This window comes from Pseudomonas sp. LBUM1672 (genome assembly GCF_059695655.1).
The window spans coordinates 247320-263711 of the sequence record NZ_CP166781.1 but is presented as its reverse complement, the minus strand read 5'-3'; the positions used below and the strand labels follow the sequence as shown (position 1 = coordinate 263711).

The following is a 16392-nucleotide window of genomic DNA, read 5'->3' as shown; positions in this document are numbered from 1 at the left end:
TCCGACATGGCAAAACATGATCGGGACTTTCGGCAACTTTCCAATCACCCACAAAAAAGGCCGTTTTTTCACAAAAACGGCCTATCCGAAGTAACTAAAGACCGGCGAAAAACCGTTAAGTTCCGCCCAAAAAACAGCAACTTATAGAAATGTGCTCAAGTCGTGTTACTCGTCGGATTTCGATTGTCACGACCCTGACACAGCCTCAGGATCGCGCCGTCATCCCCTTGAGGTTCCTCTATGAAGTTCTCCTCGATTCTCTTGTTGTCCCTTGGCCTGGTCAGTGGCTTCGCTTCTGCCGGAGGCACCACCGAAGCAGGTGTGGGCGGCGCATTGGGCGGGGTTCTTGGCTCGGTCGTCGGTCAATCGTTAGGCGGCAATACAGGTTCCACCATTGGCGCGGCCCTAGGCGGCGCGGGTGGTAGCGCAGTCGGCGCAGACAAACGCAGCCGTGGCGAAGCCGCCATCGGTGGTGCCTTGGGCGCAGCGGGCGGTAACGTGGTCGGCCGCAGCATGGGCGGCACCACCGGCAGCCTGATCGGCTCCGCAGCAGGCGGCGGCGCCGGTGGCGCGCTGGGTAACTACATGGGCAACAAAAGCGATGAGGACGATGATCGTCGCTCCTATCGCGGCGGCCGCGATGATCGTCGTTACTACCGTGACGGCCACCCGGGCCGTGGTCATGCCTATGGTCATCGCAAACATCACAAGCACAATCGTCATCATTGAGGCCTGAACGGCATCACTGACAGCTAGATAAAAAATCGCAGCCCAAGGGCTGCGATTTTTTTGTCCATCAAACGACCAACCGCTCCAATGCACCGCGCAACCCGGCAGGAATCGCCACTGGCTGATTCGACGCGCGATCCACAAAAACATGCACGAAGCGCCCGGCTGCGCAGGCCTCATCTTCCCCAGCCTTGAACACCGCCAGCTCGTATTGCACCGAGCTGTTGCCCAACTTGCCCACCCGCAAACCGATCTCGATCCGGTCCGGAAAGGCGATGGAGGCGAAGTAATCGCAAGACGAACTCACCACAAAACCCACCACCTCGCCGTCATGGATATCCAGGCCACCGACGTCGATCAGGTAAGTGTTCACCGCTGTGTCGAAAAAGCTGTAGTAGGTGACGTTGTTGACGTGGCCATAGGCATCGTTGTCGTGCCAGCGGGTGGTGATAGGCTGGAAGTGCGGGTATTCGGTGCGTTGGGGCATCGGGTTGGACATCGTGTCGATTCCTGGAGTTGGATTGCCAGTCTAAGGCGAATACCGCGTTGTATTCATCGCGAGCAGGCTCACTCCCACATTTGATCTTCTGTGAACACAGCATGTGTGGACGACCCGAGATCCCTTGTAGGAGCGAGCCTGCTCGCGAAAGCGCCGGCACAGGCGCTGCATCAATCACTTGTCAGAAAAGCCCTTACCCACCGCTTCCAACTCACCAATCAACCGCGCCGGCTTCCAGTGATCACCCTGGCGAGTCTCCAGCGCCATCAAGCGCTGATGAATATCCGCCAGCCCTTGCTGATCCGCCCACGCCATCGGCCCACCCTTATCCGCCGGGAAACCATAACCGTTGAGGTACACCAGATCGATGTCGTGCGCCGATCTCGCGATGCCTTCCTGAAGGATCTTCGCCCCTTCATTGACCAGTGCCAGCAGGCAGCGCTCGAGAATCTCCTCAGGGCTGATCTCGCGACGCTGGAAGCCCAACCCTTCGCTGACCTGTAACACCAGCGCATCGACTTCCGGATCGTGCTCAGCCTGTCGGCTACCTGGCTCGTAGTGGTAATAGCCGTTGCCGCTCTTTTGACCAAAACGCCCCAATTCGCACAGACGGTTATCCACCTGAACCTCGGGCGCATCCTGCCCTGTACCCGCCAACTCCCGAGCGCGCCATCCCAGATCGACGCCAACCACGTCGTACATGCGAAACGGTCCCATGGCAAAACCGAAGCCTTGCAGCGCCGCATCCACCTGATAGGGATAAGCGCCCTCCAGCAGCATCTTGCGCGCTTCAAGCACGTAGGTATTGAGCATCCGGTTGCCGATAAAACCCTCGCAGTTGCCCGCCACCACGCTGACCTTGCCCATGCGTTTGCCCAGCTCCAGCGCCGCATCGAGCACTGCGGGCGAAGTCTGCGCACCACGGACGATTTCCAGCAGTTTCATGATGTGAGCCGGGCTGAAGAAGTGCAGTCCCAGAACCTGAGCCGGACGGCGAGTCGCCGCGGCGATGGCGTCGATATCCAGCGCTGAAGTGTTGCTGGCCAGAATCGCTTCGGGTTTGAGCAGTCCGTCCAGTTCGCGGAAAATCTTTTGCTTGAGCTCCAGGTTTTCGTAAACCGCTTCGATCACCAGATCAACATCGCGGATCGCCGCATAATCAGCCGCTGCCGTGACCCGTGCGATGCGCACGTCTGCCTCGGTCTGATCGATGCGGCCCTGTCGCACATTGTGTGCGTAAGTGTCCGCCACGGTGGCCAGCGCCTGTTCCAGCATCTCCGGATTGTTATCCACCCATTGCACCGGAACGCCGGCGTTGGCCAGGCACATGACTATGCCACGGCCCATGGTGCCCGCACCGATCACGGCGGCGCGCTGAATGTTGAACGGTGTCTGGCTCATGGTTGTTCTCTTGTTGGCGATCCAAAGACAGCCCTCACCATAGTCAGCCGCTGGGTATTTTTGAAATTTATTCCTGTGATGAGGGACATTCAGCGGATGGATCTACCCGCGAACACACCAAAGATCCCTGTGGGAGCAGGCTTCAACTGGGAAGATGCGCTTCAGTCCATTCCCGCACGTCGGCGTATGGATAATTTTCCAATGCAGCAAATCCCGGAATCGAACGCGCCTTGAGCTTGGTAAACAGCGGCACGCTGATCCCGCACAAAAACCGCGTTACCCGTTCGGCCGACGGTACGTCACCGGTGTGCTGTTCATGCCTGTGGATAAAATCACCGCACAGCGCTTCAAAGTTTTTATCCACAAGCGCCGGCAATTCCGGCGGCGATGGCAGGCGCGCCACGTGCCCATGACACACCGAACAATGCCCGCACTGACGAGGCGCGTTTTCGTCGCCGAAGTACTCGGCCAGGCGATAGCCCAGGCAATGATCGGTGGAGAACAGATCCAGCATCGCGTGAATTCGTGCGATTTCGGTGCGTTCGTGCTGAGTGAAATACGTGTGCAGTTCGGCGCTCAGTGCCTGACTGTCGACGTTGGTTTGCAGCAGGCTGTAGACCTCGGTCATTTGCTTGCTTTCCAGCTCGACCCAGCCTTTCTCCTGGAAATAATCCAGCGCCTTGACCACTCGGTTGCGTTCGGCTTGATGCTGCTCATAGAGCGCGTCGAAATTCACCGTGGCCCAGGTCCGTGCGCGGCTGGAGGTCTGGATGATTGCCGCGACAAAGTCTTTGCGCTCGCCCTCGAAACGAGCCAGCAAGGCTTCCGGCTCTTGCAAATACTTGAAGCGGTATTCGGCGTAATAGGCGTAGCGCGGAGCGATCAAACCACGCAGTTCGAGTTGCACCAGCAAGGTCTTGAGCGGCAGTTGCCGAATGTTGCTCTGGTCCGACAAAGGCCCCAACAGAAACTCCCACTGCCCCTCTGGCGCAGCAGCTTGCATCTCATCAAGCACGCAGCGAATGCCATCCAACTCGGGCGTGTCGCCGTAGACGAAGTTTTCCAGCACGTTAAGGCTGTCGCGATTGGCCAGCACCAGGCAATCGGATGGTTGCCCATCGCGCCCGGCACGGCCGATTTCCTGGCTGTAGTTTTCGATGGATTTGGGCAGATCGAAATGCACCACGTTGCGGATGTCGCTTTTATCGATGCCCATGCCGAAGGCAATGGTCGCAACAATGCAATTGGACTGCCCGCCCATGAAACGCTTTTGAATAGCTTCGCGTTGTTCGTGGGGTAAACCGGCGTGATAGGCCTCGGCCTGAATGCCATTGCGACCCAAATGTTCAGCGATGTGCTCGGCGGTTTTTTGCAGGGTGACGTAGACGATGCTCGGCTGGCCGGGACGTTCGCTCATCCATTCGACCAGACGTCGGCGCTTGTCCTGACCGCGTACCGGCTCGACCAGCAGATTCAGGTTCGCCCTGTAGAAACCCGTGGTCACCACATCTTCCGGCGCAATGCCGAATTTGGCCTCCATGTCCGCGATTACTTTGGGCGTTGCGGTGGCGGTCAGCAGCAGCGCCTGCGGAATGTTGAACTGGCGCTGGTAGTCGGGAAGCTTGAGGTAGTCGGGGCGGAAGTTGTGGCCCCACTCCGAGATGCAGTGCGCTTCGTCCACCACCAGCAGCGAGATCGGCACCTGCTGCAGGAAATTGCGGAAGCGCTCGTTCTTCAGGCGCTCCACAGAGATCATCAAAATCTTCAGTTCGCCGGACTTGGCACGAGCCATCACATCACTTGCGTCATCGCGACTCTGGGCCGAATCGATACTGCCCGCTGCGATGCCATGGCGCTGCAAGAAGGCCAACTGATCCTGCATCAACGCCAGCAGCGGCGAGACCACCAGCGTCAGGTGCGGCAGCAACAGAGCCGGTAATTGATAGCAAAGGGATTTGCCTGAGCCGGTGGGAAAAATCGCCGCCGCCGAGCGCCCGGCCAACACCGCGCTGACCGCCGCCTCCTGGCCGGGCCGAAACTGTGGATAACCGAAAACCTGTTCCAGGGTGTTGTGCATAAGCTGTCACTCCGTTGACCGCTGCGAAGCCCAAAGCCTAGCCGGCAAACGCAGCGAGTCGAGAAAAGGTCGGGGACCAAAACGATACGGGATGATACAGCCTCGCTCCAGAGTCCTTTGCCACAGGATGAAACAAACGAAACACTTTGTTCCTCGCGCAGCCCTTGGATCTGACGCTAAGGTCTTTTCGCAAAACCACCGCCCGTGCACTTCACATCATGGCAGGACGCCTGATGAGCGCGGCATTTGAACAAGGAACGACCATGTCTCAAAAATCGCTTTTCGCGATCGCCCTGATCCTGACATCCCTGCTGCTGAACGGCTGCGACAGGATTCCCGAAGAACCCCCATTGCTCGCTACGTGCGACACCCTGGAATGCGCAGCCCAACACGCCTGGCGAACGTCCTGACGACTACGCCATAGGTGGCTACGGCACCATCACCGCCACCCGCAGTTGCTCGTTCAATATCTGCTCCTGATACACCCGGCTCTTGCTCGCCCAAACCGCATGAGCCGGGCTGATTTCGCCTGTGAACGCGGCCGCCAACTGACGCAAATCCGCGACGCTTCGCACGCGGGGGCAAAAGGGTTCACCGTCGCAGTTCTGACTGGCGCTGCGGTAGGTGGTCAGCAACCGATCCCACAGACCGTCACGCACTTGCCTGACCGACTTGAGCTTCACATCCTGCACACCCAGTCGCTGCTTCAGACTTTGTTCGTCGAGCCTTTCGCTGGCCAGCAGTGCCTTGCCGAACATCAACACCTCGGCGCGGGACGCAGTGTCCACGTTCGCCTGGCTTGTCAGCGCATCCGGCCAACCGGTGCGATCCATATTGGCGAGGATCAAAGAGTTATCCGTGTCAGCTGCACCCGCCAAACGACAAACACCCGCCCACAGCAACAAAATCGAGGCCATACGTAGCCATTGCATACTTAATTCCCTTTAAGCGTTAGACAGACGTTTTTTAACGTCCTACAGATTCTGGCGCGCACGATACAGAGGATTGGTGCGTTGCGCCTGACAAACCCGTAGGAAATTCGACCTCTAGGGGAATTGCTGAAAAAAGCCTCGGGTTACACGTAGGCAAAAGGCCACAACGCAGGTAAATCCCCTACAAATACTGTCCATTTGCGCTGTATTGCGACGCCTGTATCCGCGCCTCTATAGTTTGCCGCGCCCCTGAATACAGGACTGACCTCATGCAAGACCGCTATCGCCCGCTCAAAACCAGCTACAGCGAAACGCCCGTGTTGGTCATTGATACCGCCGCCAGCACCCGCGCCGTCCTCGACGCCGCTCACCAACGCCTGAGTGCCGCCAGCGACCTGCTCGAAACACTTTATTGCCTGTGCTTCAAACAAGCTGATGTAAAAGACATCCCCCATATAGTGAATGCACTTTATTTATTAACGCAGGATGGCTGTGAGCTTCTCGACATTGGAAGACAAAGAATAGAACTTTAAAAACACAAACATAGAAACAACTAACTTCTTCAACTCGCAAACAACAAACATTAGTCTGCAAGCTCTTAAACCAATCAAGAGCACTACAATGACTACATTAACTATTTTCTTTTGCGGCACCGGCTCGACCAAATTCGACAGCCAGAACCCAACTTACTGGAATGGAGAGTTGGTCTCGACACTGGCTTCCCATCACGGTGGTCGCGAATTTGCCGAATGGATCGTGATTGACGGCCCTGGCACCAGCAATCTGCAAGCTGACGAACTGTTTACCCAATCCAAGGACTACGGCCTGAGCGGCACGCTGTTCGGCAAGGGCTGGGAAGAGAACGTCAAGCACGCCATCAACATCATCAAAGGCAAGTGTGACTGGGAGCGTGAAAAACTGACGGAGGCAGAATACAACCGTCTCAAGGCTGCCGGCATTCCTATTGAAGATGTGATCGTCGAAGGCTCCTGGATGTGGCGCAAGTACAACTACGGCGACCGCAGCGTGACACAACAGAAGTTACAGGAGCAAATCATCAAGACATTCCGCAAGGACGGCATTATTCCAACAAAAATCAACTTGGTTGGCTGGAGTCGCGGCGGCATTAGTTGCCACATGCTGGCCAATGCCATGTTCAAGGACAGCGCACTGAAGAACATCCCGGTGAATATCTTCGCTATTGATCCGGTCCCCGGCATCGGCAACTTTCAGGAAGACAAAGTAAAACTCAACTCCAACGTCAAAGAGTACGTCGGCTTCTACGCCCGGGACGAACGCTCCAAAGGCTTCAGCTGCGTCATCCCGCAAACGGCCACCGGCACCCGAACCCACATCTACCCGATGCCCGGCCGCCACGGCACGCTGGTCGGCAACGCAGCAGTCGATGGCGTCAGCGGCCCTAAAGCGCTGGCCGAACCCGGCCTGATCGTCCGCCACTTTGCCGAAGTGTGCCTGAAACGCTGGGGCGTTCCGCTGATCAAAACCTCCAACCTGACCCCAGCCGGCCTGCAAAACCACCACAACGCCATGGCCAGCGCCGCCGCCAAATACAAAGCGATGGAAAAATTCTCCTACACCTACTTCACCGAACTGGACCAGGGCGAGCGCTATGTTTCGCTGGGCAGCAACGGGGTCAAGTTTTCGGCAGTGAAAGGCACGATCTACGCGCCGGCGACTGGGTTGACCACTGGCCTGATGGATGTGGCGGCTTATCAGCATATTGGTTAAGTGATGAGGGTGGGGTCGTCAGCTCAATTGCAAATAATTAGAGGTAAAACCGATGAAGGAAAAAGCGACATGCAAATGCTGTGAGGCTCCCATCGACGATGCTGCCTACGAGGCGTGGTTCATCCGGCAGGTTCAAGCCAGCATCGATGATCCACGACCGAGCATTTCCGATGAGGACGCAAGGAAGCTGATGGCGGAAAAACGCGAGAAAATACGTCGCGGAATAATCCTATAGAAAGGGCCTATCCGAGGTTCGGCCCGATCCTACAAGCGGGGACTCTTTGTCGCCTATCGCGGGTTGGAGGCTCATATCTATAGTCGTGACTGTCGCTGCCAAATCAGCGACTCGGGCTTGGTCACCCGATGGAATACATAAACGCGTCCGTTGTATGCTGCCGGCACTCAAGTGTCTGCACGCTATATGGTGGCTGTGTTTGGGACGCCTTTAGGCGTGCCGGTCTTATGTATTCCTCCGGTTGACCAACCCGAACGCAGTCGCCTCCATCGCTTGGTCACGATGGTGTTGGCTTCATCTAATGCATTTGAGAATACATAAAATGAAAACATGGAATCCGTCCACAAACGATCGTTACCTCCCGCTGAAAACCAACCTTACCGAATCTCCGCCCCTGATCATCGACACAGAGGCCAACCCCCAGGACATCCTCGAAGCCGCCCTCCAGCGCATCCGGGCTTCCAGTGACCTCCTCAAAACCCTGCACTGCGTTTGCTTCAAACACGGCGACGTCGAAGACATCCCCCACATTACCCACGCGCTCTTCCTCTTGGCCCAGGACGGCTGCGACCTGCTCCAAGTCGCCCAACAACGCATGATGGGCTGGAAAGCACCTGCCTGACGTCGAGTGAAAAGAACGTTCCCACGCTCTGCGTGGGAATGCCTCTACGGAAGCTCCGCGTTCGGCTCTTGGAACGTCAAACGTCACCCATCGGAGATAACCATGAGCAAGTTTTTCGATGAGCTAATGGAAAGCGTGCAACAGATGAACGAAATCCTACGCGGCGAGCGCCAACCTTCCCGAGTGCATCATGTAAACAGCACTGATCAACATCGCAAAATCAGGCTTAATCAGTCTCATCGAAACACCCCTAACGGAAGACGCTCCATGAACCTCGCCCCCAACTTCCCCGACGACCACACCATGCACCTGCTCATGCAGCTACTGCACGAAGAACTCGGCCTGCCCGAACGCAAAACCATCAGCCTCATCACCTCGATCAACTTCGACCTGGGCTGCAACGGCGCTGATGCGCGACATTTGATGGAAGCGCTGGAAGAACAGTTCGGGATCGACCTCGTGGACTACGACGCCTATCGCTATTTTCAGCCGGAAGGATTTGATGTGCATCTCAAGCGAAGGGCAAAAGGACGCGGCGACAAGGTTTCGCTGACCATTGGCATGCTTTACCACGCGGTCAAAGTACAGCGCTGGGAAACGCAAACTCTGGAAGGTCTCTAGGCGAGCCAATAAGTGGCATTATTCTGGCTGTTTATCTGGAATTCAGCTGGAATAACGACAGTTATAAAACTGAATTCGGCCCCACCGATTGCGGCTGTCCCGAAAACAGAGTCTAGCAACGCCCTGTAAATCTCCACATAAGTGCTATTATTCTGGCAGTTAAAGCCTAAAAGTGAAGGAATAATGGCACATGGCTAAGAAAACAGCGCCTCTCATGCCATCCGCATCCAGACTGCTCGCGGAGTTTGGCGAACGTCTGAAACTCGCTCGACTGCGTCGAAGGCTGACCGCAAAGCAAGTTGCCGAAAGGGCGGGCATGTCGCTGACAACGCTTCGCTCTCTGGAGTCAGGCGGTTCAGGCGTGACGATGGGCGCCTATGTGTCTGTGATGCAGGTTCTGGGCTTGGAGAAAGATTTGAGCAAGCTCGCAGCAACGGATGAGTTGGGGCGCCAGCTGCAAGACGCGCGTTTAACTCCACAAGCGAACGCAGCAGCCAGTAAACGTCAACGAGTACGCAACATGACTGCAACGAAAACGTCGTCACCGATTCGCGACAGGACAGAGGACGCATCGGAAAGCCCCATTTCCGATTCGGACATTGAGGTTGATTTCCCGTTGAACACCCATTCGTTTTCCAAGTTATTTACCACGAAAAAAACCAAGCCTGAGACGGATTGAAAATGACGCTGATCGCGGTGTATGCCGATTGGGAAACCCTGAACGGACCAAGGCGTCTTGGATTTCTCCATGCCCGAAAGGCTCGCTCCACCAACGTGTTCGAGTTTGAATACGACCCTGCCGCTTTGGCCGATCCCGAGCTGAACTTCACGACGCTGGATCCCCGCATCGGTCTCTTCGAAGGACGACAATTCCCTGGGCAGCACCAGACCCGCTTTGGCGTTTTTGCGGACTCAAGCCCGGATCGCTGGGGACAATTGCTGATGAAGCGCCGACTGGAGCGAGACATCCGCGACGGACTCATCCCGAAAGGTACAAAACTATACGAGTCGGATTACCTGCTAGGCGTTCATGACCTCTATCGAGTGGGTGCTATTCGCTACAAGTTGAATGACGAAGGTAGTTTTCTGGACGATCGGGATGGGTTGGCAGCGCCGCCCTTTATCAAGTTACGTGAACTGGAACAGGCAAGTCGCGCGCTGGAAAACGATCCAGACAACACCTCGCTCGATGGGCGTGAGTGGTTGAGAATGTTGATCGCGCCCGGTGGCTCACTGGGCGGCGCCAGACCCAAGGCCAGCGTTGCTGACAAGAACGGTCATCTGTGGATCGCCAAGTTCCCGAGCACGCGCGACGACTATGACATCGGCGGGTGGGAATTCGTGGTAAATGCCCTCGCGGAACAATGTGGTCTGCGAGTGGCCAGGGGGATGGCGCAACGTTATGCGAGCGACCATCACTGCTTCATGGTCAAACGCTTCGACCGCACCGCAACGAGTGGGCGACTGCATTTCGCCTCAGCCATGACCATGACCGACCGCGTGGACGGTGATGATGCGTCGGTAGGCGCCAGCTACCTTGAGTTGGCTGAAGTACTCGTGCAGCACGGCTCAGAACCCGACGAAGATCTCCGCGAGTTGTGGTCGCGGATCATATTCAACATCCTGGTTTCCAACACCGACGACCACATGCGTAACCATGGTTTTCTTCTTGATCCTGGGCGTGGATGGCGTTTGTCAGATGCCTACGACATGAATCCGGTCGCACATGCCGATGGGTTGAAGCTCAACATTACCGAAGCCGACAATGCGTTGGATCTCGAACTCGCTCGCGAAGTCGCCGAGATCTTCCGAGTCAGCCGTGATGATGCACAAGAGATTATTGAGCGTTTCCAGGAGGTGGTGAGCCAGTGGCCAAAAGTGGCCAGCGCGGCGGGGTTGTCGAAGCGTGAGCAAGACAATATGGCTCCGGCGTTTCGCTTGTCTGGTAAATAGCTGTGCGGCCAAATTCTCTACCAAGCCATCAATGCCCAACGCGGGGACGCTCAGGACCCTGAGCAGAAAGCTTCCACAGCGATGAAGCATTCCTCCTGTATTGATAAGGTCGTTTTTTGAGCGTTCTTCGTGAAGATCAGGCCTTTCAAGGACTTCTAACTGATTACCGCAGCGAGGCAGCAATTACTTTGAATGGCTCAACCTGAGCCGATGGCCTCACACCAGCAAATGCTAGCAAAATGATGCCATTCCAGTTTAATCTCAGGCTAACAGGATGTAGCGACTGCCTAACTGTGTGAGGTCAGCCAGGGATGAACCAAAGCCATGACGCTTAAAATCAAACAACTCAATTACCCCCGCAAAAATTATAGTCCTACAACAGAGGGGAGTCGAAAGCCTCTACGTTTCAAAAGAAAAAATTATAACTCCAAAGCTATATATTCAATTAGACATTTGATCCCCCTTCCTTGCGGCATGTATTTCTCATCCTCCTTATACTATTGCAACGCAGCCTCATCTGGAAAACGTCTGAAACTTCAGTTTAAAATAGCGCAACATCCTTACTCCTCTGTTAAGCAAGAATCGACACAGCATCCATGCGATACCATCTTGTACCTCTCGGCCATACCGAGCAACTCTGAAAAAAGAAGAACCATCAATGTCTAAACCTTTTAAATCTAACGGTATCATTGAAGAGTTTTTCTCTAAAGAGAACCTCCGGTGTTACATTGTAGGATACGATCTAGATGATCAAGGGGCACAAGCATACAGATGGAAGCCTTTAGTAAAAACAATAATATCTGCAATTCATGAGTTTGCATTTGGCCTGCATGAAGAGGCTGTCACTAACAACACAGAGACGGTTGAAAAGGTAATCGAAGCTGCCAATTCCGTGTACAAAATTAAAAACTTTGAGAACGTAAAGAAACTATATCTAAGCGGAGGACATATCGCAGACGATATAGAAGATAAATATCTACGACGCGGGGAGTTTGGAGAGCTTATATTGCATCTATTGCTGAGAGACCATCATCAGACAATTCCTCTCCTATCAAAAATTTATTTTAAAGACTCTTATGGGTTCACCGTCCACGGCTTCGACTCTGTACATATCAACCCCATTACAAAAACATTATGGTTAGGTGAATCAAAGCTCTACATCGACCCGACACTTGGGGTCAATGCGCTGATACAAGATCTAAAGGAACATATAACCGCAGACTATATAAATTCCGAATTTAATATAATTACAAAAAAAACCAAACATTTTAACTTCCACCCAGACGTTGAGTACTGGACCAACAAACTATCTACAAGTGAAAAGCTCAAGACAAGACTAAACGACATTGTTATTCCTATGTTATGCACTTACAGCTCACAGTCATTTGCGAACCATGACGACGATGAGCTCGAAGATTTCAAAGAAGAACTCAGGGTAGAAATTAGCAAGCTTAGCCAGCTATTCTTGAGTAAAAATGACCACCCCCTAAAAGAAAAAATCAACATCGTATTAATGTTTTTTCCCGTCAAGTGCAAAAACGAACTTGTCAAAAGACTCCATACAAAGCTTTCATTACTACAAGCTGTCGGAGATTAACACATGGATGTTACTGCTCTAGTAAAGCATATTGAACAAAAAGATAATTTTGATTTCAATGAGACCTTTGGAATCTATAAGAAATGTTCAAGCCTCTTGTTGAGTGAGGATGAGTCTAACGAACTTATCATTACGACCATCGAGCATAGAAAGAAATTCTCACCACAACTCGATGAAATTCTCACGGATTTAATCGAAGCATATGGACTATATCCATATTTAAATCGAGAAAAGCTCAACCCTACTTCTACATCTTCAGAAATTCGAAGCGCCTACCATAAATCCGACTCCGGAACGAGTTTCAGCTTCCACGATGCTCAAAAATACATTCTCGAAAAAATTAAAACCTCAACAAAAAACTTGATAGTCAGCGCTCCAACAAGTTTTGGGAAAAGTCTTCTAATAGAGGAAATAGTAGCTTCGAAAAAACACAAAAATATTGTAATCATCCAACCTACACTAGCGTTACTCGATGAGACTAGAAAAAAACTAACCAAGTATAGAGACTCATACAAAATAATAGTTCGTACAACTCAAGAGCCGTCCACAGCCCTAGGTAACTTGTTCCTTCTAACCGCTGAACGAGTGAATGAATATCAATATTTTAAAGATGTTGATTTCTTAATAATTGACGAATTTTACAAGCTAAGTGCTCAAAGGGACGATGAGCGATCGGACTCGCTTAATAATGCATTCCACCACGTACTGCAAAGATTCAAATGTAGGTTCTATTTGCTTGGACCGAATATCGATGGCATCTCCCCTGGCTTTGAAGAAAAGTATAATGCCGAATTTATAAAGACAAACTTCAAACTCGTTAGAAACATAGAAATAGATCTATACAAAGATCATATTGGCAAATTTGGAATTAGCGGCCCAAAAAAAATATACAAAGAAGAAACATTATATGAACTGCTCACAAAATTATCAGCAGATCAAAATATAATATACTGCTCATCACCACGTAAGGCTAGGCAGCTTTCGTATGGGTTCTATAAATATCTAACAGCTAGAAACTCCACAGTTCGCGAAGAGCTAAGTATCATCCCATGGATACAGCAAAACATCTCGGAAAGATGGTCGCTTATTGATTTTTTAAGGCACGGTATAGCATTCCATGACGGAGCGCTTCAAAAACACATCACTTCATCCATTATCGATTATTTCGAAAGCGGGTCCATTAGCTATCTATTCTGTACGGCGACGATTATTGAAGGTGTAAACACCAGTGCAAAAAACGTAATATATTTCGACAGCAAAAAAGGTGACAATGCTATCGATTATTTTGATTATTCAAACATCAAAGGTCGAGCTGGTCGAATGATGAAACATTACAGTGGATACATCTATAACTTCAGTCCGCCGCCTGAAAAAGAAGAGACAGTAGTTGATATCCCGTTTTTTGAACAGAACCCTATCTCCACGGAGATATTAATACAACTTGACGACAACGAGGTAAGAGACCAGCAGAGTGACCAATACAAAACTCTGAAAAGGTTCGATCCAACGGAGTTTAATATACTCAAACAAAACCAAATAAACATTCAAGGCCAGCACTCTGTCATTCAAAAACTGAGATCAGAGCTTTCGAGCCACTACCACCTTATTAATTGGACAACATACCCAACAAAGGCCCAACTTGAGTATGTATTAGGAACGGCTTACGACTTACTCGCGCCACCTCATGAAAAGAGTCGACTAATGTCGAAACCGAGGTTAATTACGCTAACGTCAATTTATAGTATAAACGAGTCTATATTCCCTATCATTAGAAACATCTATGAATACGAGCTAAAAAGGAAAAAGGAAGGAACATCAGAACAGGAAGTTTGGGATGCGGCCATTAGAGACGGGTTTCAGATCCTAAGGCACTGGCTACAATACAAAGTACCAAAATGGCTAATAGTTATGAATAGCCTTCAGAGCTATATATGCTCAGAGCGGGGCATTAAGCCTGGTAACTATCTACACTTCGCAAGTCAAATTGAAAATGATTTCTTAAGAGGGAATCTTACCATTCTTGATGAGTATGGAATTCCTAAATCTGCAATTGAAAAACTCGGAAAGTACATTCCAGAAGATGCAAACGAGGAAAAAGTATTAAACATAATTAGAAGTACAGCTTGCTACAACAATAAAGAATTTTTAACCTATGAAAAAGAAAAAATAATTGGCGTAGTGTCACAAACTTAACATTTTCGAATTATACAGCTCAATAAAAAAGCCGCCCTCAAAGGGCGGCTTTTTCATTCGCTAAATCCAAGCCTTACAGCTTAGGACCCGCAGCCTTGATCGCGTCGCTCACTTCAAACTTCTTGAAGTTCTCAACAAACAACCCGGCCAGTGCTTTCGCAGCTTCATCATAAGCAGCCTTGTCAGCCCAGGTATTACGTGGGTTCAACAGGCCAGTCTCAACGCCCGGCACAGCCAATGGCACGTCGAGGTTGATGGTGTCGAGGTGCTCGGTTTCAGCACCGATCAACGCGCCGCTCTGGATCGCTGCAATCACGCCACGCGTGGTCGGGATGTTGAAGCGCTTGCCAACGCCGTAGCCACCGCCGGTCCAGCCGGTGTTGACCAGGTAGACCTTGGAGCCGAAGCCGCGGATACGCTTGATCAGCAGCTCTGCGTATTCGCCGGCCGGACGCGGGAAGAACGGTGCGCCGAAGCAGGTGGAGAAGGTCGACTTGATGCCGCTACCGGAACCCATTTCAGTCGAGCCCACCAGAGCGGTGTAGCCGGACAGGAAGTGGTAGGCCGCTTGTTCTTCGCTGAGGATCGAGACTGGCGGCAGGACGCCTGTCAGGTCGCAAGTCAGGAAGATCACAGCGTTTGGCTCGCCACCGAGGTTCTTCTCGGAACGCTTGGCAACGTGCTCCAGCGGGTAAGCGGCGCGGCTGTTCTGGGTCAGGCTGACGTCGGCGTAGTCGGCGTGCTTGGCGTCATCGATCACGACGTTTTCCAGGACTGCGCCGTGCTTGATGGCTTTCCAGATGACCGGCTCGTTCTTCTCGGACAAGTCGATGCACTTGGCGTAGCAGCCGCCTTCGATGTTGAAGACAACGCCTTCGCCCCAGCCGTGTTCGTCGTCACCGATCAGGTAACGGCTTTCGTCGGCGGACAGGGTGGTTTTACCAGTGCCCGACAGACCGAAGAACAGGGTTACGTCGCCCGCTTCACCGATGTTGGCAGCGCAGTGCATTGGCAGCACGTCGGCGGCCGGCAGCAGGAAGTTCTGCACCGAGAACATGGCTTTCTTCATTTCACCGGCGTAACGCATGCCGGCGAGCAGCACTTTCTTCTGGGCGAAGTTGATGATCACGCAGCCGTCGGAGTTGGTGCCGTCACGCTCTGGAACGCACTCGAAGTTGGCGACGTTCAGAACTTGCCACTCTTCACGACCGGCCGGGTTGTACTGAGCCGGATTGATGAACAGGCAACGACCGAACAGATTCTGCCAGGCAGTCTGCGTGGTCATTTTCACGGCCAGGTAGTGCTCTTCAGCCGAACCTACATGAACGTGGGAAACGAAATGCTCTTGCGCGTTGTTGAAGGCCTCGACGCGGTCCCACAGGGCATCGAACTTGTCGGCCGGGAACTTGCGGTTGATCGGGCCCCAGGCAATGGCGGCCTGAGTGGACGGTTCTTCAACGATGAAACGGTCGACTGGCGAGCGACCGGTACGGTGACCGGTGCGAACAACCAGCGCGCCAGTGTCGGCAAGCTCGCCTTCACCGCGATTCAAGGCTTCTTTTACCAGATCATCAACACTCAGATCGGTGTACACGGCGTTATTGGCTTGCGTCATGAGATTCCCCGTCGGCCAGTGGCCGAGTGTGCTCCAAACGTTTTGTAGTAGAAAGTCGTGCACTACTACCGCGACAAAAAGTGGGCCGGATTATGCCAGAAACGCCCAAAAATAGTAGGGCCCTCCCGTCAGAACGGCGTTATTCCGGCGCTATCCAGTGAATTTACCT

16 protein-coding genes are annotated in these 16392 nt (G+C 52.6%); 11 read left to right on the top strand and 5 right to left on the bottom strand.

Translation table 11 applies throughout. From position 1 onward, the window contains the following. Positions 1–240 precede the first annotated feature (240 nt). Positions 241–729: a glycine zipper domain-containing protein gene (locus ACA053_RS01205; protein WP_109627361.1), complete on the top strand. Its 489-nt coding sequence runs from the start codon at positions 241–243 to the stop codon at positions 727–729. Positions 730–796: 67 nt separating this feature from the next. Here ACA053_RS01205 and ACA053_RS01200 read toward each other — a convergent pair whose 3' ends face one another. The 3 genes from ACA053_RS01200 to ACA053_RS01190 all read right to left on the bottom strand — a co-directional run bounded on the left by ACA053_RS01200 (position 797) and on the right by ACA053_RS01190 (position 4706). After that, the gene (locus tag ACA053_RS01200; protein WP_497394373.1) at positions 797–1228 is read right to left on the bottom strand and encodes an acyl-CoA thioesterase; all 432 of its coding nucleotides are present in this window, start codon (positions 1226–1228) and stop codon (positions 797–799) included. A gap of 174 nt (positions 1229–1402) precedes the next feature. Then, positions 1403–2629: a 3-hydroxyacyl-CoA dehydrogenase gene (locus ACA053_RS01195; RefSeq protein ID WP_497394372.1), complete on the bottom strand. Its 1227-nt coding sequence runs from the start codon at positions 2627–2629 to the stop codon at positions 1403–1405. 142 nt (positions 2630–2771) lie between these two features. Next, positions 2772–4706: a RecQ family ATP-dependent DNA helicase gene (locus ACA053_RS01190; RefSeq protein ID WP_497394371.1), complete on the bottom strand. Its 1935-nt coding sequence runs from the start codon at positions 4704–4706 to the stop codon at positions 2772–2774. Positions 4707–4969: 263 nt separating this feature from the next. Between ACA053_RS01190 and ACA053_RS01185 the strand changes: the two genes are divergently transcribed. After that, positions 4970–5116: a hypothetical protein gene (locus ACA053_RS01185; RefSeq protein WP_497394370.1), complete on the top strand. Its 147-nt coding sequence runs from the start codon at positions 4970–4972 to the stop codon at positions 5114–5116. Positions 5117–5134: 18 nt separating this feature from the next. On the opposite strand, the gene ACA053_RS01180 is transcribed toward ACA053_RS01185, so the two are convergent. Then, positions 5135–5638 carry a polysaccharide deacetylase gene (locus tag ACA053_RS01180; RefSeq protein ID WP_109627353.1) on the bottom strand — a complete coding sequence of 168 codons (504 nt, stop codon included), beginning with the start codon at positions 5636–5638 and terminating at the stop codon, positions 5135–5137. Positions 5639–5907: 269 nt separating this feature from the next. On the opposite strand from ACA053_RS01180, the gene ACA053_RS01175 reads away from it, so the two are divergent. The 9 genes from ACA053_RS01175 to ACA053_RS01135 all read left to right on the top strand — a co-directional run bounded on the left by ACA053_RS01175 (position 5908) and on the right by ACA053_RS01135 (position 14608). Continuing rightward, complete coding sequence (locus tag ACA053_RS01175) at positions 5908–6171, top strand: hypothetical protein (RefSeq protein ID WP_109627351.1); 264 nt, start codon at positions 5908–5910, stop codon at positions 6169–6171. Between the two features lie 88 nt (positions 6172–6259). Then, positions 6260–7387: a hypothetical protein gene (locus ACA053_RS01170; RefSeq protein WP_497394369.1), complete on the top strand. Its 1128-nt coding sequence runs from the start codon at positions 6260–6262 to the stop codon at positions 7385–7387. 52 nt (positions 7388–7439) lie between these two features. Continuing rightward, positions 7440–7622 (top strand): antitoxin PaaA2 family protein, encoded by a 183-nt coding sequence (locus ACA053_RS01165; protein ID WP_438661621.1) that lies wholly within the window; start codon positions 7440–7442, stop codon positions 7620–7622. Positions 7623–7944: 322 nt separating this feature from the next. Continuing rightward, positions 7945–8244 carry a hypothetical protein gene (locus ACA053_RS01160; protein ID WP_497394368.1) on the top strand — a complete coding sequence of 100 codons (300 nt, stop codon included), beginning with the start codon at positions 7945–7947 and terminating at the stop codon, positions 8242–8244. A 267-nt stretch (positions 8245–8511) separates the two neighbouring features. Continuing rightward, positions 8512–8865, top strand: coding sequence for a DUF1493 family protein (locus ACA053_RS01155; RefSeq protein ID WP_497396108.1), 354 nt, complete (start codon positions 8512–8514; stop codon positions 8863–8865). A gap of 190 nt (positions 8866–9055) precedes the next feature. Further along, positions 9056–9544 carry a helix-turn-helix domain-containing protein gene (locus ACA053_RS01150; RefSeq protein ID WP_497394367.1) on the top strand — a complete coding sequence of 163 codons (489 nt, stop codon included), beginning with the start codon at positions 9056–9058 and terminating at the stop codon, positions 9542–9544. Between the two features lie 2 nt (positions 9545–9546). Next, positions 9547–10818, top strand: a complete 1272-nt coding sequence (locus ACA053_RS01145; RefSeq protein WP_497394366.1) for a type II toxin-antitoxin system HipA family toxin — start codon at positions 9547–9549, stop codon at positions 10816–10818. 658 nt (positions 10819–11476) lie between these two features. Then, positions 11477–12415 (top strand): HamA C-terminal domain-containing protein, encoded by a 939-nt coding sequence (locus ACA053_RS01140; RefSeq protein WP_497394365.1) that lies wholly within the window; start codon positions 11477–11479, stop codon positions 12413–12415. Positions 12416–12418: 3 nt separating this feature from the next. Continuing rightward, positions 12419–14608, top strand: coding sequence for a DEAD/DEAH box helicase (locus ACA053_RS01135; protein WP_497394364.1), 2190 nt, complete (start codon positions 12419–12421; stop codon positions 14606–14608). 73 nt (positions 14609–14681) lie between these two features. On the opposite strand, the gene ACA053_RS01130 is transcribed toward ACA053_RS01135, so the two are convergent. Then, entirely contained in the window at positions 14682–16223 is a 1542-nt protein-coding gene (locus tag ACA053_RS01130) for a phosphoenolpyruvate carboxykinase (protein WP_077747502.1), read from the bottom strand. Positions 16224–16392 lie beyond the last annotated feature (169 nt).